Source organism: Burkholderia sp. Bp8992, from assembly GCF_003853705.1.
Taxonomy (GTDB): domain Bacteria; phylum Pseudomonadota; class Gammaproteobacteria; order Burkholderiales; family Burkholderiaceae; genus Burkholderia.
Genome location: NZ_QTQI01000010.1, coordinates 41638 through 65370, shown reverse-complemented (window position 1 = coordinate 65370; position 23733 = coordinate 41638). Strand labels below are relative to the sequence as shown.

Sequence of the window (23733 nt, the reverse complement as noted above, 5' to 3'; positions counted from 1 at the left end):
CCTGGACGACATCGCCGGACGGGCGGCTCCCACCCGGAGCCGCCCGTTCGCTTCGCCCGGCCGTACACGTCCGGCCGGGAAGCAACAGGATTTCCCCATCATGTCTCTGTTCTCGTTTCTGGGCGCGCTGGAGATCGGCCTGATCTTCAGTCTCGTCGCCCTCGGGGTGCTGATCTCGTTCCGCATCCTCAACTTCCCCGACCTCACCGTCGACGGCAGCTTTCCGCTCGGCGGCGCCGTCGCCGCGACGCTGATCTCGGCCGGCTACGATCCGTTCACGTCGACGCTGATCGCGATCGTCGCGGGCGCGGTGGCCGGCTTCATCACCGGCTGGCTGAACGTGCGCCTGAAGATCATGGATCTGCTCGCCAGTATCCTGATGATGATCGCGCTCTATTCGGTGAACCTGCGGATCATGGGCCGGCCGAACGTGCCGCTGATCACCGAGCCGACGCTGTTCACCGTGCTGCAGCCCGACTGGATGCCGGACTACGTGCTGCGCCCGGCGCTGCTCGCGATCGTCGTCGTGGTCGCGAAGCTCGGCCTCGACTGGTTCTTCTCGTCGCAGCTCGGCCTCGCGATGCGCGCGACCGGCGCGAACCCGCGGATGGCGCGCGCGCAAGGCATCGCAACCGGCCGCGCGACGCTCGCCGGGATGGCGCTGTCGAACGCGCTCGTCGCGCTCGCCGGCGCACTGTTCGCGCAGACGCAGGGCGGCTCGGACATCTCGATGGGGATCGGCACGATCGTGATCGGGCTGGCCGCCGTGATCATCGGCGAGACGCTGCTGCCCGCGCGCCGGCTCGTGCTGACGACGCTCGCCGTCGTGCTCGGCGCGATCGTCTACCGCTTCTTCATCGCGCTCGCGCTGAACAGCGAATTCATCGGCCTGAAGGCACAGGATCTGAACCTCGTGACGGCCGCGCTCGTCACGATCGCGCTGGTGCTGCCGGCGACGCGCAAGAAGCTGTTCGCGCGCAAGAACGGAGGGGCATGACATGCTGTCCGCACAAGATCTCAAACTCACGTTCAATCCCGGCACGCCGATCGAGACGCGTGCGCTGCGCGGGCTGTCGCTCGAGATTCCCGACGGCCAGTTCGTCGCGGTGATCGGCTCGAACGGCGCCGGCAAGTCGACCTTCCTCAATGCGGTCAGCGGCGACCAGCCGGTCGACGCGGGGCGCATCGCGATCGACGGCACGGATGTGACGCGCAAGGCCGCGTGGGATCGCGCGCACCTCGTCGCGCGCGTGTTCCAGGATCCGATGGCCGGCACCTGCGAGGCGCTGACGATCGAGGAGAACATGGCGCTCGCGATGGCGCGCGGCGTGCGGCGCGGTTTCCGCGCAGCGCTCGACCGGCCGTCGCGCGAGCTGTTCCGCGACAAGCTGCGGCTCCTGAACCTCGGCCTCGAGAACCGGCTGACCGACCGGATCGGGCTGCTGTCCGGCGGCCAGCGGCAGGCCGTGAGCCTGCTGATGGCGTCGCTGCGGCCGTCGCGGATCCTGCTGCTCGACGAGCACACGGCCGCGCTCGACCCGAAGACGGCCGCGTTCGTGCTGGAGCTGACCGCACGCATCGTCGCCGAGAGCAAGCTGACGACGATGATGGTCACGCACAGCATGCGGCAGGCGCTCGACTACGGCGACCGCACGGTGATGCTGCACCAGGGGCAGGTCGTGCTCGACGTGTCGGGCGACGCGCGCAAGGGGCTCGACGTGCCGGACCTGCTGCAGATGTTCGAGAAGGTGCGTCACGAGCAGCTCGACGACGACGCGCTGCTGCTCGGCTGACGGGCGGCCGGCGCGGTGCGAGATGCTGCATCGTGCCGGTTTGCCTTCGGGGGGGCGTGCGGGTTCTGCCGGGCGATACGATCCGGCCGCACCCGCTCCGATGCGGCTTAACATGATGGCCGCACCGGCTTTTGCGTCGCTTTTCCTCTGACGAAAACCGGTTTCGCACCGGTGCTGTGCGACGCGGGCGCATTGCCATATACTGTATATCCATACAGTTGTGGGTGGCGTCATGCTCGCATCCTCCATTTCTCCCGAATCCCTTCATCCATCGCTCTGGCGCGGCTCGCAGCTCGCGCGCGGCGGCCCGCGCACGATCGAGACCGGCTTCGCGCCGCTGTCGGCCGAGCTGCCGGGCGGCGGCTGGCCGGTCGGCGGGCTCGTCGAATTGCTGGCCGCGCAGCCGGGCTGCGGCGAGATGCGGCTGCTCGCGCCCGCGCTTGCCCGCACCGTCAGCGCCCGGCGTCCGCTCGCGCTCGTCGCGCCGCCGCAATCGCCGCATGCAACCGCGCTCGCCAGCCTCGGCGTGCCGGCCGACGCGCTGCTGTGGCTGCGCGCCGGCAGCCGTGCGGACGCGCTGTGGGCCGCCGAGCAGGCACTCAGGACCGGCTGTTGCGGCGCGCTGCTGCTCTGGCAGGACGCGCGACCCGATGCGCTGCGGCGCCTGCATCTCGCGGCCGCGCGCACGGGCGACACGCTGTTCGTGATGCTGCGCCCGCTGTCGGCCGCGCGGCAGCCGTCGCCGGCCGTGCTGCGCGTCGCGCTGTATCCCGTTCCGGGCGGCGTGTCGCTCGACATCGTCAAGCGTCGCGGGCCCGCGCGCAGCGAGCCGCTCGTGCTCGACCTGCCGTCGCCTATCGTGGAGAGCCGCTATGCGCGTCTTGCTCGGCATCCATCTGCCGCGCCTGCCGCTCGACGTGTGCGCCCCGCCGCCGTCTGACGCAGCGGCCGGCGGCGGGGGCTGTGCGGTGCTCGAGCAGGGTGTCGTGCTGATCGCCGATGCGGCCGCGCGGCGGCAGGGCGTGCGCGCGGGCATGAAGCGCGGCGGCGTGCTCACGCTTGCGCCCGAGACGCAGCTCGTCGAACGCGATCCCGCTCGCGAGGCCGATGCGCTGCGCGCGGTCGCGCTCGCGTTGCTGCGTTTCTCGCCGTGCGTCGCGCTCGACGACGAAGCCACGCTGCTCGTCGACGTCGGCCCGAGCCTGCGCCTGTTCGGCGGCCTGCCGTCGCTGTGCCGCCAGGTGCGCGCGACGCTCGCGGCTCTCGGCTATGCGGCGCGCCTGTCCGCCGCGCCGACCGGGCAAGGTGCGTGGCTGCTCGCGCGCACGTCGGCGCGGGCACGCATCCGGCGCCGCGTCGCCGGCCGGGCCTCGCTCGTCCGTTCGCTCGACCGGCTGCCCTGCGTGCTGCTGCCCGATGCGCGTCCGTATGCGGGCTGGTTCGACGGCCTCGGCTGCCGCACGCTCGCCGATCTGCGCGGCCTGCCGCGCGCGGGGTTGCAGCGCCGTTGCGGCCCCGCGCTGCTGGCCGCGCTCGATCGCGCGTACGGCGACGCGGTCGAGCCGCTGGCATGGATGGCGGTGCCGCCCGTGTTCGACGTGCGGCTCGAATTGCCGGAGCGCGTCGAATACGCGGAAGCCGTGCTGTTCGCCGCGCGCCGGCTCGTCGTGCAGCTGTGCGGCTGGCTGGCCGCGCGGCAGCTGTCGCTGGCCGCGATGACGTTCGATCTCGAACACGAGCGCGGCCGCCAGGCCGTGCCGCCGACGCCGCTCGAGCTGGCATTCGCCGCGCCGGTGCGCGACGAGGGGCACTTCATGCGGCTGCTCGGCGAGCGGCTCGCGCGCGTCGAATTGCCGGCCGCCGTGATCGCGGTGCGTCTGAAGGCCACGCGCGTCGAATCGGTCGCGCCGCCGGCCGACGATCTTTTCCCCGAGCCGGGCGGCACGCGCGAGACGCGTGCGCGGCTGTTCGAATTGCTGGTCGCGCGGCTGGGTGCGGAGAACGTATTGCGCGCGGCGCCGGTGGCCGATCACCGGCCCGAGGCCGCGAACCGCTGGCTGCCGCTCGATGCGCAGGCCGGCAAGCCGGCCGGCGGGCCGCCGGCGGTGCCGCCGCGGCCGGCGTGGCTGCTGGCCGAGCCGTTGCTGCTCCTGATGCGTGGCGAGCGGCCGGTATTCCATACGCCGCTGAGGAGGATGTCGTCGGCGGAGCGGATCGAGGCCGGATGGTTCGATGGCCAGCTCGCTGCGCGCGATTACTACGTTGCGCAGGACGAAGCCGGTGCGTGCTACTGGATTTTTCAGGAACTGCCGAGCAGCAGTGGCGGGATCGAACCGCACTGGTTCCTGCACGGCTTGTTCGGGTGAACGGAGATGGTGGCGGAATTCAGCTGGCTGCCCGATTACGCGGAGTTGTTCTGCCGTTCGAACTTTTCGTTCCTGCATGGCGCGTCGCATGCGGACGAACTGGTTGAACGTGCGGTGGAACTCGGCTATCGCGGCATCGCGATCACCGACGAATGCTCGCTTGCCGGCGCGCCGCGGATGCATGTCGCGGCGAAGGCGAAAGGGCTGCCGCTCGTCATCGGTTCGTACTTCGAAGTCACGCCGGATGACGTCGCGCCCGGCCACGACCCGGGCCCCGGTGCGTTCGGGCTCGTGTTGCTCGCGCAGAACCGCGAGGGGTACGGCAACCTGTCCGAGCTGATTTCGTGGCGGCGGATGGCGTCGCCGAAGGGGACTTACAAGCTGACGTCGCGGATGCTGTCGGCACCGCCTGCGGAGTTTGCGCACTTGCGCGGCATGCCCGACTGTTTCGCGATTCTCGTGCCCGCGTACCCGGTGCGGGCCGACGTGCTCGATGCGCAGGTCGCATGGTTTCGCGCGACGTTCGGCGAGCGTGCGCGGCTCGGGCTCGTGCAGTTGCAGCGCGCGCTGGACGGCGCGCAGCGCGAGGAGATTCGCGCTGCGGCCGGGCGGCGCGGCGTGCGCATCGTTGCGCTCGGCGACGTGACGATGCACCGGCGCTCGTGCAAGGAGCTGCAGGACGTGATGACGGCAATCCGCGTCGGCATGCCGGTTTCGGAGTGCGGCTATGCGCTGGCGCCGAATGCGGAACAGCATCTGCGTGCGCGGAACCGGATCGGGAATCTGTATTCGCCGGCGGAGATCGAGGAGACCTGCGCGATTCTCGATGCGTGCGATTTCGAACTCGACTCGCTGCGCTACGAGTATCCCGACGAGATCGTGCCGAAGGGGCATACGCCGACGAGTTATCTGGAGCAGGAAACCCTGACAGGCGCGGCCGAGCGCTATCCGCAGGGTATCCCGGAGAAAGTCGAGAAGCAGATCCGCTATGAACTCGACCTGATCGCGCGGCTGAGCTACGAACCGTTCTTCCTGACCGTCTACGACATCGTCAAATACGCGCGCAGCCAGAACATCCTGTGCCAGGGGCGAGGCTCGGCGGCGAACTCGGTCGTTTGCTTCTGCCTCGGCATCACCGAGGTGAATCCCGAGCAGAGCACGATGCTGTTCGAACGCTTCATCAGCGCGGAGCGCGGCGAGCCGCCCGATATCGACGTCGACTTCGAGCATCAGCGCCGGGAAGAGGTGATCCAGCACATCTACAAGAAATATGGGAACGACCGTGCCGCACTCGCGGCCGCTGTATCGACCTACCGTCCGCGCGGTGTGCTGCGCGAAACCGGCAAGGCGCTCGGTGTCGATCCGATGCTGGTCGATCGTGTCGCGAAGGGACACCGCTGGTTCGACGGCAGTCGCGATCTGCTGCAGCAATTCGGGACGATCGGGCTCGATCCGCAGACGCCGCTCATCCAGGCATGGGCCCGACTCGCCGCGCGGCTCCTCAACTTTCCGCGCCACCTGTCGCAGCATTCGGGCGGGTTCGTGATCAGTCGCGGCAAGCTCACGCGGCTCGTGCCGGTTGAAAACGCGGCGATGGATGGGCGTCGCGTGATCCAGTGGGATAAAGACGATCTCGAATCGCTCAAGCTGATGAAGGTCGACGTGCTCGCGCTCGGCATGCTGTCTGCGCTGCATCGCGCATTCGACATGCGCACCGCGTGGCGCGGGCCGCCGGAACCGGACGGCGAGCCGTTCACGCTGAAGCACATTCCGCAGGACGATGAAGCGACCTACGACATGATCTGCCGCGCCGATACGGTCGGCGTGTTCCAGATCGAATCGCGCGCGCAGATGTCGATGCTGCCGCGCCTGCGGCCGCGCACCTATTACGACCTGGTGATCGAGGTCGCGATCGTGCGGCCGGGGCCGATCCAGGGCGGGGCCGTGCATCCCTACCTGAAGCGGCGCCAGGGCATCGAAAAGGTCAGTTATCCAAAGGAGGATCTGAAGCCGGCGCTCGAACGTACGAAGGGCGTGCCGATCTTCCAGGAGCAGGTGATGCAGATCGCGATGATCGCGGCAGGCTTCACACCTGGCGAGGCAGATGAACTGCGGCGCGCGATGGCCGCCTGGAAGCGCAAGGGCAATCTCGAGCAGTATCACCGCAAGATCGTCGACGGGATGCGGGAGCGCGACTATCCGCCTGAATTCGCCGAGCAGATCTTCGAGCAGATCAAGGGCTTCGGCGATTACGGTTTCCCCGAAAGCCACGCGGCGAGCTTCGCGAAACTCGCCTACGCGAGCAGCTGGCTCAAGTGCCACGAACCCGCGATCTTCCTCGCGGCGCTGCTGAACAGCCAGCCGATGGGTTTCTACCCGCCGTCGCAACTCGTGCAGGACGCGAAGCGCCACGGCGTGCAGGTTTTGCCGATCGACGTGACGCACAGCAACTGGGAAGCCGCGCTCGAAGCGCTGCCCGGCCAGCTGCCGCCGCACGGCCAGCCGGCCGTGCGGCTCGGCCTGTCGCTCGTGCGCGGCCTCGGCGAAACCGCCGCGCGCCGCATCGAAGCCGCCCGCGCTGCCGGCCCGTTCGATAGCGTCGACACGCTCGCGCGCCGCGCGCAGCTCGAACGCCGCGACCTCGAAGCGCTCGCCGCCGCGAACGCGCTCGCGACGCTCGCCGGCCATCGCCGCGACGCGCTGTGGCAGGCCGTCGCCGCGGCGCCGGAGCGCGACCTGCTCGCTGCCGCGCCGATCGACGAAGCGGAGAAACCCGCGCTCGGCGCGCCGTCGGAAGCCGACGACATCCTCGCCGACTATCACACCACCGGCCTCACGCTGAACCGCCACCCGGTCGCGCTGCTGCGGCCCGCGCTGCGCGCGCGGCGGCTGTCGTCCGCGGCCGAGCTGCACGACCGGCCCGACGGCCGGCTCGCGCGCGCGTGCGGGCTCGTGACCGCGCGGCAGATGCCGGGCACCGCGAAAGGCGTGATGTTCATGACGCTCGAGGACGAAACGGGCTGCGTGAACCTGATCGTCCGGCCCGAGCTGCTCGCACGACAGCGCCGCGAAACCCTCGATTCGCGGCTGCTCGCGGCGTCCGGCGTGTGGCAGGTCGCGAGCGACGTGAGGCACCTCGTCGTGCAGCATTTCGAGGATCTGACGCCGCTGCTCGGCGGCCTGCGCACGTCGAGCCGCGAGTTTCACTGACACGCGAGTCGCACGGCACACCCGCAGCCGATGCATACCAGTTGCTCAAATTGGTTCTATTCCGGTCTCATATCCGCACCCAAAACCTGGCCGGACCGCACGCTGGAACTGTCCCCTTGCATACCACTCGGGGTAAATCCCTATCCCGCACTGCATTGTAAACAAAGGCTTTCTCATTGCTAAAACGCTTGCTGGGCAAGGCTTTCGGAGATTTTTGCGACGCTAATACCAGTTCGTTGACTGGTATTATGGTGGTTATATAATGCGTTCACTTTCGATGGCCCGAGGCCGTCGTCCGACACCCGGAGGCACATGGAAACCGGCTGGTCCGAACTGGCGCCCGATCCCTTCGACGACACGCCGCTCTATCTGCAGCTCGCCCGCAACCTGGCGAGCGCGATTCACGGCGGCGCGTGGCGGGCCGGTGAGGCGCTGCCGTCGGAGCGGTTGCTGTCGGTGTCGGTCGGCGTGTCGCGGATCACGGCCCGGCGCGCACTGGCGCTGCTGGTCGAGCAAGGGTTGATCAAGCGGGCGCGCGGGGCGGGCAGTTTCATCACGCCGCGTGTCGCCGATCCGCTGTCGCGCCTCGTCGGCTTCACCGCGAAGATGCAGCAGCGCGGCTTCGTGCCCGATTCGGTGTGGCTGTCGCGCACGCTGCGCACCGCGAGCCGCGACGAGATCACGCGGCTCGGCCTCGCGCCCGGCGCGGCGGTGGCGCGGCTCGAACGGCTGCGCCGCGCCGACGGCATCGTGATGGCCGTCGAGCATTCGACGCTGCCGGCCGCGGTGGTGCCCGATCCGCAGGCGCTCGGCGCGTCGCTGTACGAATTCCTCGACGCGCGCGGCATGACCGTCGTGCGCGCGCTGCAGCACTTTCGCGCGGCGAATGCGCCGCACGCGATCGCGAAATGGATGGCGGTGAAGCCGGGCTCGGCGCTGCTGGTGATCACGCGGATCGGCTACGGCGCCGACCAGCGCGCGATCGAAGTGACTGAAACGTATTGCCGCGACGACTACTACGACTTCGTCGCCGAACTGAAACGTTGACGCGCGATGGAACGCAATCGCGCGCAATGAATCGCACCGAATTTGCAAATCACGACGCGGATGCCCGCGTCACCAGATCATCAAGAGAACGTCATGCTGACTGGAAACATCCTCACCCCCGACGGCTGGATTCACGGTTCGCTCGATAGCGAGAACGGCCGCATCACCACGCTCGACGGCACGCCCGTCGATCCCGCGAAGAACGACTCGCCGTACATCCTGCCCGGCTTCATCGACCTGCACGTGCACGGCGGCGGCGGCGCCGACGTGATGGAAGGCGGCGACGCGATCGAGACGATCGCCCGCACGCACGCGCAATTCGGCACGACGAGCCTGCTCGCGACGACGATGACCGCGCCGCGCGACGAGCTGATGCAGGTCGTCGCGAACCTCGGCACCGTTGCGCGCACGCGTACGCCGGGCGGCGCGCGCGTGCTCGGCGTGCACCTCGAAGGGCCGTACATCAATCCCGGCAAGCTCGGCGCGCAGCCCGACGCGGCCGTATCGGCCGTGCTCGACGAAGTGCTGAAGTACCTGTCGATCGCGCCGATCCGCGTCGTCACGCTCGCGCCGGAAATCGCGGGCCACATCGAGATCATCGGCGAGATGGCCGCGCGCGGCGTGCGCGTGCAGCTCGGCCACTCGCTCGCGACCTACGACGACGCGGTCGCCGCACTCAAGCACGGCGCATGCGGTTTCACGCACCTGTTCAACGCGATGTCGCCGCTGCATCACCGCAATCCGGGCCTGGTGGGCGCGGCGCTTGCTCACGCCGAATACGCGGAAATCATCCCCGACCTGCTGCACGTGCACCCGGGCGCGATTCGTGCCGCGCTGCGCGCGATCCCGCGCCTGTACGTCGTGACCGACAGCACGTCGGCCACCGGCATGCCCGACGGCGAATACCGCCTCGGCAGCCAGCACGTGACGAAGTGCCTCGGCGGCGTGCGGCTGGCGGACGGCACGCTCGCCGGCAGCACGCTGACGATGGACCAGGCGCTGCGCAACCTCGTGTCGCTCGGCCTGCCGATCGCCGACGTGTCGAACCGGATGTCGCGCTACGCGGCCGACTACCTCGGCGTCGCCGATCGCGGCCGCCTCGAGCGCGGCGCATGGGCCGACCTCGCGGTGTTCGACCGCGACCTGAACCTCACCGCGACCTACGTCGAAGGAGAATCGATTGTCGAATATGCTTAAGGAAGCGCGCGAGTCCGCCCAGGTCGTCGCCGCGCAGATCGCCGACACCTCGCGCGTCGAAGCGCTCGCCGGCCAATTGCTCGATCACCCGCCGGCCGTCGCGCTGACGGTCGCACGCGGCAGCTCGGATCACGCCGCGAGCTATTTCGCGAGCCTGACGATGAGCCGCCTCGGCGTGCCGGTCGCGTCGCTGCCGATGTCGGTCGCGACGCTGCAGCAGGCGCCGCTGAAGGTGCAGGATCAACTCGCGATCGCGTTTTCCCAGTCGGGCAAGAGCCCCGATCTCGTCAACACGATGGCCGCGCTGCGCGAAGCCGGCGCACGCACCGTCGCCGCCGTGAACGTGCTGCCGTCGCCGCTCGCCGATGCATGCGAGCACCAGCTGCCGCTGCTCGCCGGCCCCGAACTGTCGGTCGCCGCGACGAAGAGCTATATCGCGATGCTGTCGCTGTCCGCGCAGATCGTCGCGTACTGGCAGCGCGACGCCGCGCTGATCACCGCATTGCGCGGCTTGCCCGACGTGCTCGCGCAGGCCGGCCGGCTCGACTGGTCGCAGGCCGTCGCCGCGCTCGCGGGCGTCGAGCGGATGATCGTCATCGGCCGCGGCCTCGGCCTCGCGATCGCGCAGGAAGCCGCGCTGAAGCTGAAGGAAACGTCCGGCATCCAGGCCGAGGCGTTCTCGAGCGCCGAAGTCCGCCACGGCCCGATGGAGCTGATCGACCGCGACTATCCGCTGCTCGTGTTCGCGCCGCCGGGCCCCGAGCAGGCCGGCCTGCTGCAGCTCGCCGACGACATGCGCGCCCGCGGCGCGGCCGTGCTGCTCGCGGCACCCGCCGGCACGCCCGGCGTATCGGGCACCGTGCTGCCGCTCGCGCAGTCCGCCCATCCGGCGCTCGACCCGATCGCCGCCATTCTTTCCTTCTACGTGATGGCAGCCGATCTCGCCGTCGCGCGCGGCCGCAATCCCGACACGCCGCGCCACCTGAACAAAGTCACCGAAACGCACTGATAGCCGAGACAGCCGATGAGACGCGCCGAGGAGTCCCAGTTGAAGAGCCCCACCCAAGATCAGATCGTCCTGCTTAGCCCCATGACGGGGCCGATCGTCGCGCTGGCCGACGTGCCCGATCCGGTGTTCTCCGGCGGGATGTTCGGCGACGGCATCGGCATCGACCCGCTCGCGGGCAAACTCGTCGCGCCGTGCGCGGGCGTCGTGTCGCATCTCGCGCGCACGGGCCATGCGGTGACGATCACGACGCCGCAAGGCGCGGAAGTGCTGCTGCACATCGGCATCGACACGGTCGAGCTGAACGGGCAGGGCTTCATCGCGCACGTCGAGGCCGGCGCTCGCGTCGAAGCCGGCGCGTTGCTGATCGAGTTCGACCAGGACGCGGTGGCGCGCAATGCGCATTCGCTCGTGTCGGTGGTCGCGATCGCGAACTCCGACGCGTTCGAGGTCGTCGATCGCGCGAGCGGTTTCGCGACGGCCGGCGAGACGCCGCTGCTCGCGCTGCGCGGCAAGGGCGCAGCCGCTGCGCAGGCGGCGCAAACCGGCGCGGCGGCCATGAACGAAGTGCGCCGCGAGATCGTGCTCGCGCAGCCGGGCGGCCTGCATGCGCGGCCGGCCGCGCGTGCGCGTGAAGCCGTGCGCGGGTTCGACGCGACCGTCGACGTGTTGTTCGACGGCCGCAAGGCGTCGATCGCGAGCGTCGTCGGCCTGCTCGGCCTGGGCGCTGGCGAAGGCGCGACGGTCGAACTCGTCGGCCGCGGCGCGCACGCGCAACAGGCCGTCGAGGCGGTCGAGCACGAGCTGCTGCGCGAAGCGCACGGCGAAGTCGAGGAGCGGCCGGCGCGGATGTCGTCGCCCGTGCCGCAGACGATCGTACGCAACACCGGCGCACCCATCGATCCGAACACGCTCGCCGGCGTGTGCGCGGCGCCCGGCATCGCGGTCGGCACGCTGGTGCGTCTCGACCATGCGGAAATCGTGCCGCCCGAGCAGGCTGCCGGCACACCGGCCGCCGAAAGCCGCCAGCTCGACCAGGCGCTGAAGGCGGTCGATGCCGAACTCGACGAAACGGTGCGCAACGCATCGGCGCGCGGCGCGGTCGGCGAAGCGGGCATCTTCGCGGTGCATCGCGTGCTGCTCGAGGATCCGACGCTGATCGACGCGGCGCGCGACCTGATCAGCCTCGGCAAGAGCGCGGGCTTCGCATGGCGCGCGACGATCCGCGCGCAGATCGACACGCTGTCGAAGCTCGACGACGCGCTGCTCGCCGAACGCGCGGCCGACCTTCGCGACATCGAGAAGCGCGTGCTGCGCGCGCTCGGCCACACGAACGGCGCCGCGCGTGCGCTGCCCGACGAGGCCGTGCTCGCGGCCGAGGAATTCACGCCGTCCGATCTTTCGTCGCTCGATCGCCAGCGTGTGACCGCGCTCGTGATGGCGCGCGGCGGCGCGACGTCGCACGCGGCGATCATCGCGCGGCAGCTCGGCATTCCGGCACTGGTCGCGGTCGGCGATGCGCTGTACGCGATTCCGGACGGCACGCAGGTCGTCGTCGATGCGAGCGCGGGCCGGCTCGAACACGCGCCGACCGCCCTCGACGTCGAACGCGCGCGGCACGAGCGCCAGCGCCTGGACGGCGTACGCGAGGCGAACCGGCAACTGGCCGGTGTCGCAGCAGAGACGGTCGACGGCCGCGCGATCGAGGTTGCCGCGAACATCGCGACGCTCGACGACGCGAACACCGCGGTCGACAACGGCGCCGACGCGGTCGGCCTGCTGCGCACCGAGCTGATGTTCATCCATCGCCAGGCGGCACCGACGGTCGTCGAACACCAACAGAGCTACCAGTCGATCGTCGACGCGCTGCAGGGCCGTACCGCGATCATCCGCACGCTCGACGTCGGCGCCGACAAGGAAGTCGACTACCTGACGCTGCCGCCCGAACCGAACCCGGCGCTCGGCCTGCGCGGCATCCGCCTCGCGCAGGTGCGCCCCGATCTGCTCGACGACCAGCTGCAGGGCCTGCTCGCGGTGAAGCCGTTCGGCGCGGTGCGCATCCTGCTGCCGATGGTCACCGACGCGGGCGAGCTCGTGCGGCTGCGCAAGCGCATCGACGAATTCGCGCGTGCGCAGGGCCGCACCGAGCCGATCGAGGTCGGCGTGATGATCGAGGTGCCGTCGGCCGCGCTGCTGGCCGACCAGCTCGCGCAGCACGCGGATTTCCTGTCGATCGGCACCAACGACCTGACGCAGTACACGCTCGCGATGGACCGCTGCCAGGCCGACCTGGCAGCGCAATCCGACGGCCTGCATCCGGCCGTGCTGCGCCTGATCGACATCGCGGTGCGCGGCGCCGCGAAGCACGGCAAGTGGGTCGGCGTGTGCGGCGCACTCGGCGGCGATCCGCTCGCGGTGCCGATCCTGGTGGGCCTCGGCGTGACCGAACTGTCGGTCGACCCCGTATCGGTGCCGGGCATCAAGGCGCGTGTGCGCCGTCTCGATTACCAGTTGTGCCGTCAGCGCGCGCAGGACCTGCTCGCGCTCGATTCGGCACAGGCGGTAAGGGCAGCAAGTCGCGAGGTCTGGCCGCTCGACTGAACGTCGGCGGCAGGTTCGCGACCCGTATTACGACGAAAGCCATCAGCTCAACGACGATCAACGACGAGACAAGGATTGGAGGACTGAATGAACGGGAATCCGTTTCTGAAAATACAGGGCCTGGGCCGGGCACTGATGCTGCCGATCGCGGTACTGCCGGTCGCCGGCATCCTGCTGCGACTCGGCCAGCCGGACGTGTTCAACATCAAGATGATCGCCGACGCCGGCGGTGCGATCTTCGACAACCTGCCGCTGCTGTTCGCGATCGGCGTGGCGGTCGGCTTCGCGAAGGACAACAACGGCGTGGCGGCGCTCGCGGGCGCGATCGGCTACCTGATCGAAACCGCGATCATGAAGGACATCGATCCCAAGCTGAACATGGGCGTGCTGTCCGGGATCATCGCGGGTGTCGTCGCGGGCCTGCTGTACAACCGCTACAAGGACATCAAGCTGCCGGACTACCTCGCGTTCTTCGGCGGCAAGCGGTTCGTGCCGATCATCACGGGGCTGGTGTGCGTGGTACTCGGCATCGTGTTCGGATACGTATGGCAGCCGGTCCAGCATGTGATCGACGCGGCCGGCCAGTGGCTGACGACGGCGGGCGCGATCGGTGCGTTCGTGTTCGGCTTCCTGAACCGCCTGCTGCTCGTCACGGGCCTGCACCACATCATCAACTCGCTCGCGTGGTTCGTGTTCGGCAACTTTACGCCGCCGGCCGGCGGCGAGATCGTGCACGGCGACCTGCACCGCTTCTTCGCGGGCGACCCGACCGCGGGCACCTTCATGGCCGGCTTCTTCCCGATCATGATGTTCGGCCTGCCGGCGGCGTGTCTCGCGATGCTGCACGAGGCGCCGAAGGAACGCCGCGCGATGGTCGGCGGCCTGCTGTTCTCGATGGCGCTGACGTCGTTCCTGACCGGCGTGACCGAGCCGATCGAGTTCAGCTTCATGTTCCTCGCACCGGTGCTGTACGTGATCCATGCGGTGCTGACGGGGCTGTCGCTCGCGATCTGCCAGATCCTCGGCGTGAAGCTCGGCTTCACGTTCTCGGCCGGCGCGATCGACTACGTGCTGAACTACGGGCTGTCGACGAAGGGCTGGATCGCGATTCCGCTCGGCATCGCGTATGGCGTCGCGTACTACGGGCTGTTCCGCTTCTTCATCCGCAAGTTCAACATGGCGACGCCGGGCCGCGAGCCGGCATCGGCCGACGCGGCCGCCGAATCGTATGCATCGGGCGGCTTCGTCGCGCCGGCGGCCGGCGCCGCTGCGACGGCCGCCGCACCGCGCGCGCAACGCTACATCGCGGCACTCGGCGGTGCGGCCAACCTGTCGGTCGTCGACGCCTGCACGACGCGCCTGCGCCTGACCGTCGTCGATCCGGAGAAGGTCTCGGAGCCGGAACTGAAGTCGATCGGCGCGCGCGGCGTGCTCAAGCGCGGCGGCAACAGCGTGCAGGTGATCATCGGGCCGGAAGCGGACATCATCGCCGACGAGATGCGTGCCGCGATCGGCAGCGGCGCGACCGGTGTCGCGTCGACCGCGACGGCCGCCGCCGCGCAGCCCGTCACGGGCGCGGCCGCCGGCCCGCTCGACCCGGAACCGGCGCGCTGGCTCGCGGTGTTCGGCGGTGCGACCAACGTCGCATCGCTCGACGCGGTGGCGACCACGCGCCTGCGCGTCGTCGTGCGCGATCCGTCGGCGGTCGATCGCGATCGCCTCGCTGCGCTCGACGTCGCATGGGTGTCGCTCGACACGTTCCACATCGTCTGCGGCAACGCGGCCGCACGCTATGCCGAACAGCTCGGCGCGCGCCTGCCGCCGTCGAGCGGTGGCGCGGCCGCGCAACCGGCCTGATGCGATGAACACCGGCCGGATCCGCGCGGCGGGTCCGGCCGGGCGGTAAAACGAAAACGGCTTGCGACGTACGCGTCGCAAGCCGTTTTTCCTTGGCGCGGGCGATGGCGCGCTGCGTTCGCCCGCCTCGCGCGTCGTCCGTGCGTTCAGCCGATCACGGATTCGTCAGCGTGAAGGTCGGCTTCCGGTAGCCGACACCGGCGCGGTCGAGCTTCGGCAGTTCGCGTTGCGTGAGCAGCGTCGCGAAGCCGGCCCAGTCGCGCTGCAGCGCGGCCGTGTCGACGTGATGCGTGTCGCCGCGCTTGAAGCGCACGCCGGCCGCATACGGCAGCTCCCAGTCGGCCCGGTGCCACGCGCGCTCGGCGAGCGCGAGCAGTCGCGGATAGGCCATGTATTCGAGGAAGGTGTCGTTGCGCATCACCTCGCCCCACGCCTGGCCCTGCATGCCTTCGATACGCGGCGCGGGGCCCGTGCCGGTCACCTCGAACGGATTGCCGTCACGGTCGCCCATCACCTCGGCGTTCTGCGGCAGGTTCTCCGGCGCGAGCGAGAACACCTTGTACTCGTCCGTCGCGTGCGAGCCCCAGTAGTAGCCTCGCTCGCGCGGGTTGAGCGTGTACGGGAAGTCGAAGTACAGGTAGTCGGGCAGCGCGAGCACCGTCAGGTAGCCCTTGCCGCTCAGGTCGCGCGCGCTGTCCGACGCGCCCCAGAAGATCGTGTCCCACAGCGACACCATCACGTGGCGCGTGCTGAAGTCCTGCGGCCCGTTCGCATGCTTGATGCCGTCCTGCCACGCGGCCATCGTGTCGATCCCGTTCGCGTTGACGGCCGCGCTCACCTGTTTCGCGAAGCGCGTCGGCAGCTCGTCGATCGACTTGATCTCGCCGCGCTGGAGCAGCGCCGTGCACGCGGGCGAACGCGCCCACGGCTTGTCCTGCGCGGCGAGGTCGATGCGCCCCTTGTTGGGATCGGTGCCGTTCAGCGGCTGGAAGCCCCCGCCGAGGAAGATGTTCTTCGCTTCGTCGCCGCCGTAGTGCCAGGTGTGCAGCGGCGCCTGCGCGTCCGCGTGCATCGCCGCGATCTCGCGGATCACCTTCGACGCGAAATTGAGCGCGCCCGGCACGCACGGGTTCAGGTCGCTGCGCCGGTCGTAGAACTGCACCGTCGTCAGGTTCGTCGTGTCCTGCGGATCGAGCAGCCGGTACGCGTTCGCCTCCTGCTCGCGGCCGGCCGCATGCAGCCGCCGGTAGCGCGCCTCCATCGTCACGACGGCCGCACGCGCATGCGCGGGCATGTCGATCTCGGGAATGATCTGCACGAAGTGTGCGGCCGCGTAGCGCACGAGCGCGACGTAGTCGTCACGCGTCAGGTAGCCGCCGCCCGAACGGTTGTCCGGTCCCGAGCCGAGCTGCGGCAGCAGGCAGCGCGTCTCGCTCGGGTCGTGGCAGCGGCGAGCGCCGATCTCGGTCAGCTCGGGCAGGCCGGGAATTTCGATGCGCCAGCCTTCGTCGTCGGACAGGTGCAGGTGCAGGCGGTTGAGCTTGTATGCACTCATCTGGTCGATCACGCGGCGCAGTGTCGCCGGGTGCTTGAAGTTGCGCGCGAGGTCGACGTGCATCCCGCGATGCGTGAAGCGCGGTGCATCCTCGACGAGCATCGCGGGGATCGGCCCGCCGCCGGCCGGTGCGAGCGAGTAGAGTGTCTGCACGCCGTAGTAGAGGCCCGCGCGGTCGTAGCCTTCGATCAGCACGCCGCGCGGCCCGATCGCGAGCCGGTAGCCGCCCGGCGTCGCGATGTCGGCCGGCAGCCGGCGCGGCGCGACGGCGCCGCGCACCGGCACGCGCGCGCCGTCGAGCCCGAGGGTCGTCGCGCGGTCACGCAGCGCCGCGACCTGCGCGTCCGGCAGGTCCGGCAGCGCGAGTTCGACGCCGCGCAGGTCGAGCGTGCCGGGCAGCGGCTGTTCGCGCTTCACGCTCGGCAGCGCGCGGCTCGCGTCGGGCCGTGCGGCGACGGGCGGCGCATTGCCGGTCGAGTTGTTCTGCGCGTCGGCCGGCAGCGATTCGACGTAGCGCAGTTCGTCGTCGGTGTCGTTGTAGCGGAGCACGGCCGGCGGCGCGCCGTCGACGACGACATACGGGCGCGGAATCACGTCGCTGTAACGCAGCAGCCAGTATTCGGCGACGAACGGCAGCTCGATGCGCTCGCCGGGTGCGAGCCGCACCGAGCCCGGCTGCGGCGTCAGTTCGTACAGGTCGCCGGTGAGCCGCCGCAGCGCGAAGCCCGGGCGGTCGATTCGCAGCAGCCGGCGGATGCTGTGCAGGTAGAGCTTCCAGCCGCCGTCGGCGATTGCCTGGTGGCCGCGGTTCTGCAGGATCAGGCGGCCCGTCGCGCAGGCCGCGCCGTCGGCGCCGAGATCGGCGCACGGCACGCCGGCCGTGGCCGCATGGTTGTTGTCGACGGCCACGCGCAACGCGAGGCCGTTCGACAGCAGCGTCGCAAGGCTGGCCGCCGATGCGCCCGACTGCGCGGTGCCGGCGATTGCGATGGCGGGGGGCGATGCCGGCTGCGCGGAGATCGCAGCGGGCGGCAGCACCGCGATCAGCAGGCCGGCAATGAGGGATGGCAAGGTGCGCTTCATTCGAACTCCTCACAAAAAAGGGGGCGTAGCGGCGTCGTGGGGCGACGTCGCTGCGATCGGGTCTTTCAGTGGCGCTGCGGGAGATACCGGCACGCGGGGCGATACGGCCGCACCGCGCGCACGCTGCACGCAAAGGCGTGCGTTACGGAACGGGAGGCGGACACGCGTGCCGATCGGATCGGCGGGGTGGTGTGCGCATGATCATCGTCGGTGCGCGGCAATCGCCGCGGTGTGGACGCAACTGCAGCCGCAGCCGACGGCACGCGGCCGGCCGCGCATGAGCGCGACGGCAGACGCCGCGGTGCGCGGACGTCGACACGGCGCGCAGGCGCGCGCCACACACGGGATTCGCATGTCTCCCCCACCAGAAGGAATCGGCCTGTCGGCGGCCGTGTCCAACGATCTTATGAAACCTTTTATTGGTATTCAAGTGGTATCAATCTGGCGCTAAATTGGCATCGGCGTGAAGCGCCTGTCCGCACGGGGCGGACGAAAAAAAACCTCGCACGAGGCGAGGTTCGTTCCGGACGGCGGCGGCGCGCTCGGCCGCACCTGTCAGGCGGGCATCGTCAGTCGCGGCGCGCGCGCGCGGGCGCTTCCTGGGCCTTCTGCCGCGCTTCGAGCCACATCGCGTTGACGATGCCGAACGACAGCGCGACGCCGATACCGAGAATCCAGCTGAAATACCACATGGTCCGACTCCTTGCGAAACGGTGGGCGAGGGCGCGGGCGCGCCCCGGCCCGGTTCTTCAATACATCGAGTGCTTGTTTTCCTCGAGCGTCTGGCGCGTGACCTTGCCGCGCATCACGCGATACACCCAGCTCGTGTAGAGCAGCACGATCGGCAGGAACACGATCACCGCGAACAGCATCACCTGCAGCGTCATGTGGCTCGACGTCGAATCCCACACGGTCAGGCTGCTGCGCGGGTCGAGCGACGACGGCATGATGAACGGGAACATCGAGAAGCCCGCGGTCAGGATCACACCGGCGATCATCAGCCCCGTGCAGAAGAACGCCGTCTTCTCCTGCTTCGAACCGGCGAGCAGCATCGCGAGCAGGCCGCCCGCGATGCCGACGACGGGCGCCGCGATCATCCACGGGAATTCGCCGTAGTTCGCGAGCCACAGGCCCGAGCCGGCGGCGACGTCCTTGAGCAGCGGGTTCGCGACGGTGTCGTTCGGTGCGGCGTGCGTGATGTGGAAACCGCCGACATACGATGCGATCAGCACGCCGGCCAGCGCGAACAGCACGACCGCGAGGAACGACGCCACGCGCAGCGCGATCGACGCACGGCGCGCGATCACGCCGTCGGTCTTCATCTTGATGAACGCGGCGCCGTGCGCGACGAGCATCGTGAGGCTGACGAGCCCGCACAGCAGCGCGAACGGGTTCAGCAGCGCCCAGAAGCCGCCGTAGTAGGTCACGCGCAGGTCGCTGTCGAACTTGAACGGCACGCCCTGCAGCAGGTTGCCGAACGCGACGCCGAACACGAGCGCCGGCACGAAGCCGCCGACGAACAGGCCCCAGTCCCAGCCGGCGCGCCAGCGCGGGTCGGGCCGCTTGCTGCGGTAGTCGAAGCCCACCGGCCGGAAGAACAGCGCGAACAGCACGAGCAGCATCGCGAAGTAGAAGCCGGAGAACGACGCGGCGTAGACGAGCGGCCAGGCGGCGAACATCGCGCCGCCGGCCGTGATCAGCCACACCTGGTTGCCTTCCCACGTCGCGCCGACGGTGTTGACGATGATGCGGCGCTCGTCGTCGGTCTTGCCGAGGAACGGCAGCAGTGCGGTCGCGCCCATGTCGAAGCCGTCGGTGACGGCGAAGCCGATCAGCAGTACGCCGACGAGCAGCCACCAGATCAGCTTGAGAGTTGCATAGTCCATAGCGATTCCTTGTTCGGTTTCAGGTGCGTGCTCACGCCGGGGCGCGCTCGCTGGCGGCCGCGAGTTCGTGGTGATAGCGGCCGGTATGCAGCGACGACGGGCCGAGGCGCGCGTACTTGAACATCAGCTTGATCTCGATGACGAACAGGGCGGTGTAGAACAGGATGAAGCCCGCGAGACTCAGGTACAGGTCGGACGGCTGCAGGCTCGACGCGGACAGGTGCGTCGGCAGCACGCCGGCGATCGTCCACGGCTGGCGGCCGAGTTCGGCGACGATCCAGCCGAATTCGATCGCGATCCACGGCAGCGGGATCGCCCACACCGCATAGCGCAGGAACCAGCGGCGGTTGTCCTGCAGCAGTTCGCGGCGCGCGCAGAACCAGAACGCGGCAATGAACGTCGCGACGAACAGGAAGCCGAGGGCCACCATGATCCGGAACGAGAAGAACACGGGCGCGACCGGCGGGATCGTCTTCTTCGCGGCGGCCTTGATCTGCTCGGGCGTTGCATCGACCACGTTCGGCGTGAACTGCTTGAGCATCAGCCCGTAGCCGAGATACTGCTTGTGCTGGTCGAACAGCGCGCGGGTCGCGTCGCTCGTGTCGCCCTGCTTGATCTTCTGCAGCGCGCCGTACGCGACCATCCCGCTCTGGATGTGCTCCTCGCTGTGCTTCGCGAGTTCGCGCAGGCCGATCACCGGTTCGTCGATCGAGCGCGTCGCGATCAGGCCGAGCGCGTACGGGATCTTGATCGCGTAGTCGGTGCGCTGTTCTTCCTGGTTCGGAATCCCGATCAGCGTGAACGAGGCGGGCGCCGGCTGCGTTTCCCATTCGGATTCGATCGCGGCGAGCTTCATCTTCTGCACTTCGCCGGTCGTATAACCCGATTCGTCGCCAAGCACGATCACGCACAGCGTCGCCGCGAGGCCGAAGCCGGCCGCGACCGCGAACGAGCGCAGCGCGAAGTCGACGTCGCGCTTCTTCAGCAGGTACCACGACGACACGCCGAGCACGAACATCGCCGCCGACACGTAGCCGGCCGACACGGTGTGCACGAACTTCACCTGCGCGACGGGGTTGAACAGCACGTCGAACAGGCTCGTCATCTCCATGCGCATCGTCTGGTAGTTGAACTCGGCGCCGACCGGGTTGTTCATCCAGCCGTTGGCGACGAGGATCCACAGCGCGGACAGGTTCGAGCCCAGCGCGACGAGGAACGTGACCATCAGGTGCTTGACCTTCGACAGGCGGTTCCAGCCAAAGAAGAACAGGCCGACGAACGTCGATTCGAGGAAGAACGCCATCAGGCCTTCGACCGCGAGCGGCACGCCGAAGATGTCGCCGACATAGTGCGAGTAGTACGACCAGTTCGTACCGAACTGGAATTCGAGCGTGATGCCGGTCGTCACGCCCATCGCGAAGTTGATCCCGAACAGCTTGCCCCAGAACTGGGTCATGTCCTTGTAGACCTGTTTGCCGGTCATCACGTAGACGGCTTCCATGATGACGAGCAGCCAGGACAGGCCGAGCGTCAACGGCACGAACAGGAAGTGGTAGAGCGCCGTGATGCCGAACTGCAGACGTGACAGATCGACGACTTCACTACTTATCATGGTGGTCTCCCTCGGTAGATGCAGGCGCCGGTACCGAGAGCAGCTTCTCGGCCACGGCGGCAGGCGGAAGCGACATGTGCTCGGCCTGCGGATGATTGAAGAATGCGTATTTGAGCGACATCAGGAGGATCAGCTTGACGATCAGCACCAGGGTGATGTCGCGGGCGAGGGTCGGGCCGCGTGCCCACGCGGCGATGCGCGCGCGCCAGCCGATCGTGCCGGGCGGTCGCGGGGACGACGGCGGCGCAGGCCTTTTATTGATCGAGATCAAGGCGATTATCCTGAATCGATTTACGTCGGATTTGGGGCGACTTTACGTCGGATTTATGACGGCCGTGAAGCTGTTTTAATCCTTTTGCGCCAGACATGCCAATTTTAAAAGGACGGCTTTCCGATGCCGAGTGCTGCGCTGCGGCAGACCGTCGCGAAACGCGGGGCAAAAGTTGAGGCAGATCAAGCTTATGCGGAAGGGGCCCGGAAACGACCATATACCTGATGAATCAGGTCAATTAATCGGCGGAGAAACAGGCGGAAAAGCATGCGGAAAAACGCGCGCGGAAGCGTGTGAAAACACGCGAAAAGACGGGCGAAAAAAAACCGCTGCCGGAGGGGCAGCGGTTTTCGATGAGGCGCTCTGAATCGCCGGGGATTTACGCGTATTCGGCGAGGGCAGTGCGCATCTTTTTCATCGCGCTCGCTTCGATCTGGCGGATGCGTTCCGCGGATACGCCGAATTCGGCCGCGAGATCGTGCAGCGTCGAGCCGCCCGAGCCGTCGTCGTCGACGTGCAGCCAGCGCGCCTCGATGATGCGGCGGCTGCGCGCGTCGAGCGCCTCGAGCGCCTGCGCGATGCCGTCCGTCTGCAGCATGTCGCGCTGACGTGCGGCGAGCACGGCGGTCGGCTCGTTGTGCGAGTCGGCCAGGTAGGCGATCGGCGCGTACGACTCCTCGCCGTCTTCCACTTGGCCCTCGAGCGCGATGTCGCCGCCCGACAGGCGCGTTTCCATCTCGGTCACTTCTTCGCGCTTGACGTTGAGCTCCTGCGCGAGACCGTCGATTTCCTCGGGCGTCATCGCCTGCATGGACTTCTTGTGGCTGCGCAGGTTGAAGAACAGCTTGCGCTGCGCCTTCGTCGTCGCGACCTTCACCATGCGCCAGTTGCGCAGGATGTACTCGTGGATCTCGGCCTTGATCCAGTGGATCGCGTACGACACCAGGCGCACGTTTTGCGCCGGGTCGAAGCGCTTCACCGCCTTCATCAGGCCGATGTTGCCTTCCTGGATCAGGTCGCCGTGCGGCAGGCCGTAGCCGAGATAGTTGCGCGCGATCGACACGACCAGACGCAGGTGCGACAGCACGAGGCGGCGCGCCGAGTCGAGGTTGTTGTCTTCGCGGAATTCGGTTGCGTACTGGCGTTCCTCTTCGGCGGTCAGCAGCGGGATGCGGTTGACGGCCTGGATATACGCATCGATGTTGCCGAGCTGGCCGGGCAACATCGATTGGGCTGCGAGCGCCAGCGAGCCTGCCGATTCGGCCTTGGCCGGCGCCGGGCTCAGGGTGTTCGGGAGGGTCAGGGCGTTGCTCACTAAAAACTCCTTTGGAATCAGGGACAAACCCCCGGTCTCGAATGAGATTCCGTGGGCCATCTTAGCACTCCCGCAAGACGAGTGCTAATTCCTTAGAGCGGGCGGGGGCATCCGAGTTCCCGATTTTTCTATCAAGGAAGTCGAATCGATAGTCTAATCTGCGACACGGGGTGGGGCGCGAAGTTCCGTAAGCCGTTGTTTCTGATGGTAATCGGTAGACGATTTCGATTTTTGTCGTTTTGGAAGGAAGCCATTTCGCTTCGTGATGCCGATCCGAAAAGTCCTTTACCATACCATTCAGTTCGCTCGGGCCAGGCCGTCGCGGCCGGCTCCATTCAACCCAAAAAGTTGGAGTGTCAGAATGAACAACAAGAAGAATCGCCGACCCCGCAGCCGGCTTGCGCTGCATGCGTTGCTGGCGGCGTCACTTCTGGGCGGATCGGGCGCGGCGTTCGCGGATCGATGGGGGATCCAGGCGGGCGGCGGGTTTTCGGATCGCCGCGGGATCGACAAGGGCGATCTCGGTGTCGTGTGGGATCCGGGCTGGAACTGGTGGCAGGTCGGCGGCTGGCACTTCGCGTTCGTCGTCGAAGGGCACGTCGGCTACTGGCACACGGGCGGCAACGTCCACAGCAGCATCGGCGAATTCGGCGTCACGCCGATGTTCCGCTTCATCAGGAGCGCGGGGGAGGTTCGCCCGTTCATCGAGGCCGGCGGTGGCGTCCGGCTCCTGACTCATCCGACGATTTCGAACAATTTCTCGCTGTCGACCGCGTTTCAGTTCGCACCGACCGCGGGCGTCGGCGTGCAGTTCGGCCAACGGCAACAGTATCAGGTCGGCTACCGTTTTGAACATGTGTCTAACGCGGGTATCAAAGAGCCGAATCCTGGTATAAATTTCCACCAGTTCTACGTGCAGTACAACTTCTGATCC

General features: G+C 68.3%; 17 protein-coding genes. 11 read left to right on the top strand and 6 right to left on the bottom strand.

Annotated features, from left to right (window positions below; translation table 11 throughout):
- Positions 1 to 100 precede the first annotated feature (100 nt).
- From DIE03_RS16540 to nagE, 10 genes are all read left to right on the top strand, one after another.
- Positions 101 to 997 (top strand): ABC transporter permease, encoded by an 897-nt coding sequence (locus DIE03_RS16540; protein ID WP_124452116.1) that lies wholly within the window; start codon positions 101 to 103, stop codon positions 995 to 997.
- A gap of 1 nt (position 998) precedes the next feature.
- Positions 999 to 1793 (top strand): ABC transporter ATP-binding protein, encoded by a 795-nt coding sequence (locus DIE03_RS16535; protein WP_124452114.1) that lies wholly within the window; start codon positions 999 to 1001, stop codon positions 1791 to 1793.
- Positions 1794 to 2025: 232 nt separating this feature from the next.
- Positions 2026 to 2733 (top strand): translesion DNA synthesis-associated protein ImuA, encoded by a 708-nt coding sequence (gene imuA, locus DIE03_RS16530; protein WP_124452112.1) that lies wholly within the window; start codon positions 2026 to 2028, stop codon positions 2731 to 2733.
- Complete coding sequence (locus DIE03_RS16525) at positions 2666 to 4159, top strand: DNA polymerase Y family protein (RefSeq protein ID WP_124452110.1); 1494 nt, start codon at positions 2666 to 2668, stop codon at positions 4157 to 4159. The genes imuA and DIE03_RS16525 overlap by 68 nt, the downstream gene beginning before the upstream one ends.
- 6 nt (positions 4160 to 4165) lie before the next feature.
- Complete coding sequence (locus DIE03_RS16520) at positions 4166 to 7369, top strand: error-prone DNA polymerase (protein ID WP_124452108.1); 3204 nt, start codon at positions 4166 to 4168, stop codon at positions 7367 to 7369.
- Positions 7370 to 7681: 312 nt separating this feature from the next.
- Complete coding sequence (locus tag DIE03_RS16515; protein WP_124452106.1) at positions 7682 to 8416, top strand: GntR family transcriptional regulator; 735 nt, start codon at positions 7682 to 7684, stop codon at positions 8414 to 8416.
- A gap of 93 nt (positions 8417 to 8509) precedes the next feature.
- Positions 8510 to 9613, top strand: coding sequence for an N-acetylglucosamine-6-phosphate deacetylase (nagA, locus tag DIE03_RS16510; protein WP_124452104.1), 1104 nt, complete (start codon positions 8510 to 8512; stop codon positions 9611 to 9613).
- Entirely contained in the window at positions 9606 to 10622 is a 1017-nt protein-coding gene (locus tag DIE03_RS16505) for an SIS domain-containing protein (protein WP_124452395.1), read from the top strand. The genes nagA and DIE03_RS16505 overlap by 8 nt, the downstream gene beginning before the upstream one ends.
- 15 nt (positions 10623 to 10637) lie before the next feature.
- Positions 10638 to 13220 carry a phosphoenolpyruvate--protein phosphotransferase gene (ptsP, locus tag DIE03_RS16500; RefSeq protein ID WP_124452103.1) on the top strand — a complete coding sequence of 861 codons (2583 nt, stop codon included), beginning with the start codon at positions 10638 to 10640 and terminating at the stop codon, positions 13218 to 13220.
- A gap of 87 nt (positions 13221 to 13307) precedes the next feature.
- Positions 13308 to 15077: an N-acetylglucosamine-specific PTS transporter subunit IIBC gene (gene nagE, locus DIE03_RS16495; RefSeq protein WP_124452101.1), complete on the top strand. Its 1770-nt coding sequence runs from the start codon at positions 13308 to 13310 to the stop codon at positions 15075 to 15077.
- A 154-nt stretch (positions 15078 to 15231) separates the two neighbouring features.
- On the opposite strand, the gene DIE03_RS16490 is transcribed toward nagE, so the two are convergent.
- The 6 genes from DIE03_RS16490 to rpoH all read right to left on the bottom strand — a co-directional run bounded on the left by DIE03_RS16490 (position 15232) and on the right by rpoH (position 22799).
- Positions 15232 to 17715: a family 20 glycosylhydrolase gene (locus DIE03_RS16490; RefSeq protein WP_124452099.1), complete on the bottom strand. Its 2484-nt coding sequence runs from the start codon at positions 17713 to 17715 to the stop codon at positions 15232 to 15234.
- A gap of 569 nt (positions 17716 to 18284) precedes the next feature.
- Positions 18285 to 18407: a cytochrome bd-I oxidase subunit CydX gene (gene cydX / locus DIE03_RS16480; RefSeq protein WP_034189252.1), complete on the bottom strand. Its 123-nt coding sequence runs from the start codon at positions 18405 to 18407 to the stop codon at positions 18285 to 18287.
- A gap of 57 nt (positions 18408 to 18464) precedes the next feature.
- Positions 18465 to 19601, bottom strand: coding sequence for a cytochrome d ubiquinol oxidase subunit II (gene cydB, locus DIE03_RS16475; protein WP_124452097.1), 1137 nt, complete (start codon positions 19599 to 19601; stop codon positions 18465 to 18467).
- A gap of 31 nt (positions 19602 to 19632) precedes the next feature.
- Positions 19633 to 21213 (bottom strand): cytochrome ubiquinol oxidase subunit I, encoded by a 1581-nt coding sequence (locus tag DIE03_RS16470; RefSeq protein ID WP_124452095.1) that lies wholly within the window; start codon positions 21211 to 21213, stop codon positions 19633 to 19635.
- On the bottom strand, positions 21203 to 21484 hold the full coding sequence (gene cydP / locus DIE03_RS16465) for a cytochrome oxidase putative small subunit CydP (protein WP_124452093.1): 282 nt from the start codon (positions 21482 to 21484) through the stop codon (positions 21203 to 21205). The genes DIE03_RS16470 and cydP overlap by 11 nt, the downstream gene beginning before the upstream one ends.
- Positions 21485 to 21863: 379 nt before the next feature.
- The gene (gene rpoH / locus DIE03_RS16460) at positions 21864 to 22799 is read right to left on the bottom strand and encodes an RNA polymerase sigma factor RpoH (RefSeq protein WP_124452091.1); all 936 of its coding nucleotides are present in this window, start codon (positions 22797 to 22799) and stop codon (positions 21864 to 21866) included.
- A 361-nt stretch (positions 22800 to 23160) separates the two neighbouring features.
- Between rpoH and DIE03_RS16450 the strand changes: the two genes are divergently transcribed.
- Positions 23161 to 23730 (top strand): acyloxyacyl hydrolase, encoded by a 570-nt coding sequence (locus tag DIE03_RS16450; protein ID WP_124452087.1) that lies wholly within the window; start codon positions 23161 to 23163, stop codon positions 23728 to 23730.
- Positions 23731 to 23733 lie beyond the last annotated feature (3 nt).

What these genes read in the sequence shown, in the direction of transcription:
- DIE03_RS16490 (WP_124452099.1), bottom strand. Translation starts at nt 17,715, where the DNA reads ATGAAGCGCACCTTGCCATCCCTCATTGCCGGCCTGCTGATCGCGGTG.
- imuA (WP_124452112.1), top strand. Translation starts at nt 2,026, where the DNA reads ATGCTCGCATCCTCCATTTCTCCCGAATCCCTTCATCCATCGCTCTGG.
- DIE03_RS16505 (WP_124452395.1), top strand. Translation starts at nt 9,606, where the DNA reads ATGCTTAAGGAAGCGCGCGAGTCCGCCCAGGTCGTCGCCGCGCAGATC.
- DIE03_RS16520 (WP_124452108.1), top strand. Translation starts at nt 4,166, where the DNA reads ATGGTGGCGGAATTCAGCTGGCTGCCCGATTACGCGGAGTTGTTCTGC.
- DIE03_RS16540 (WP_124452116.1), top strand. Translation starts at nt 101, where the DNA reads ATGTCTCTGTTCTCGTTTCTGGGCGCGCTGGAGATCGGCCTGATCTTC.
- DIE03_RS16525 (WP_124452110.1), top strand. Translation starts at nt 2,666, where the DNA reads ATGCGCGTCTTGCTCGGCATCCATCTGCCGCGCCTGCCGCTCGACGTG.
- ptsP (WP_124452103.1), top strand. Translation starts at nt 10,638, where the DNA reads ATGAGACGCGCCGAGGAGTCCCAGTTGAAGAGCCCCACCCAAGATCAG.
- nagE (WP_124452101.1), top strand. Translation starts at nt 13,308, where the DNA reads ATGAACGGGAATCCGTTTCTGAAAATACAGGGCCTGGGCCGGGCACTG.
- DIE03_RS16450 (WP_124452087.1), top strand. Translation starts at nt 23,161, where the DNA reads ATGAACAACAAGAAGAATCGCCGACCCCGCAGCCGGCTTGCGCTGCAT.
- cydX (WP_034189252.1), bottom strand. Translation starts at nt 18,407, where the DNA reads ATGTGGTATTTCAGCTGGATTCTCGGTATCGGCGTCGCGCTGTCGTTC.
- DIE03_RS16470 (WP_124452095.1), bottom strand. Translation starts at nt 21,213, where the DNA reads ATGATAAGTAGTGAAGTCGTCGATCTGTCACGTCTGCAGTTCGGCATC.
- cydB (WP_124452097.1), bottom strand. Translation starts at nt 19,601, where the DNA reads ATGGACTATGCAACTCTCAAGCTGATCTGGTGGCTGCTCGTCGGCGTA.
- DIE03_RS16535 (WP_124452114.1), top strand. Translation starts at nt 999, where the DNA reads ATGCTGTCCGCACAAGATCTCAAACTCACGTTCAATCCCGGCACGCCG.
- nagA (WP_124452104.1), top strand. Translation starts at nt 8,510, where the DNA reads ATGCTGACTGGAAACATCCTCACCCCCGACGGCTGGATTCACGGTTCG.
- DIE03_RS16515 (WP_124452106.1), top strand. Translation starts at nt 7,682, where the DNA reads ATGGAAACCGGCTGGTCCGAACTGGCGCCCGATCCCTTCGACGACACG.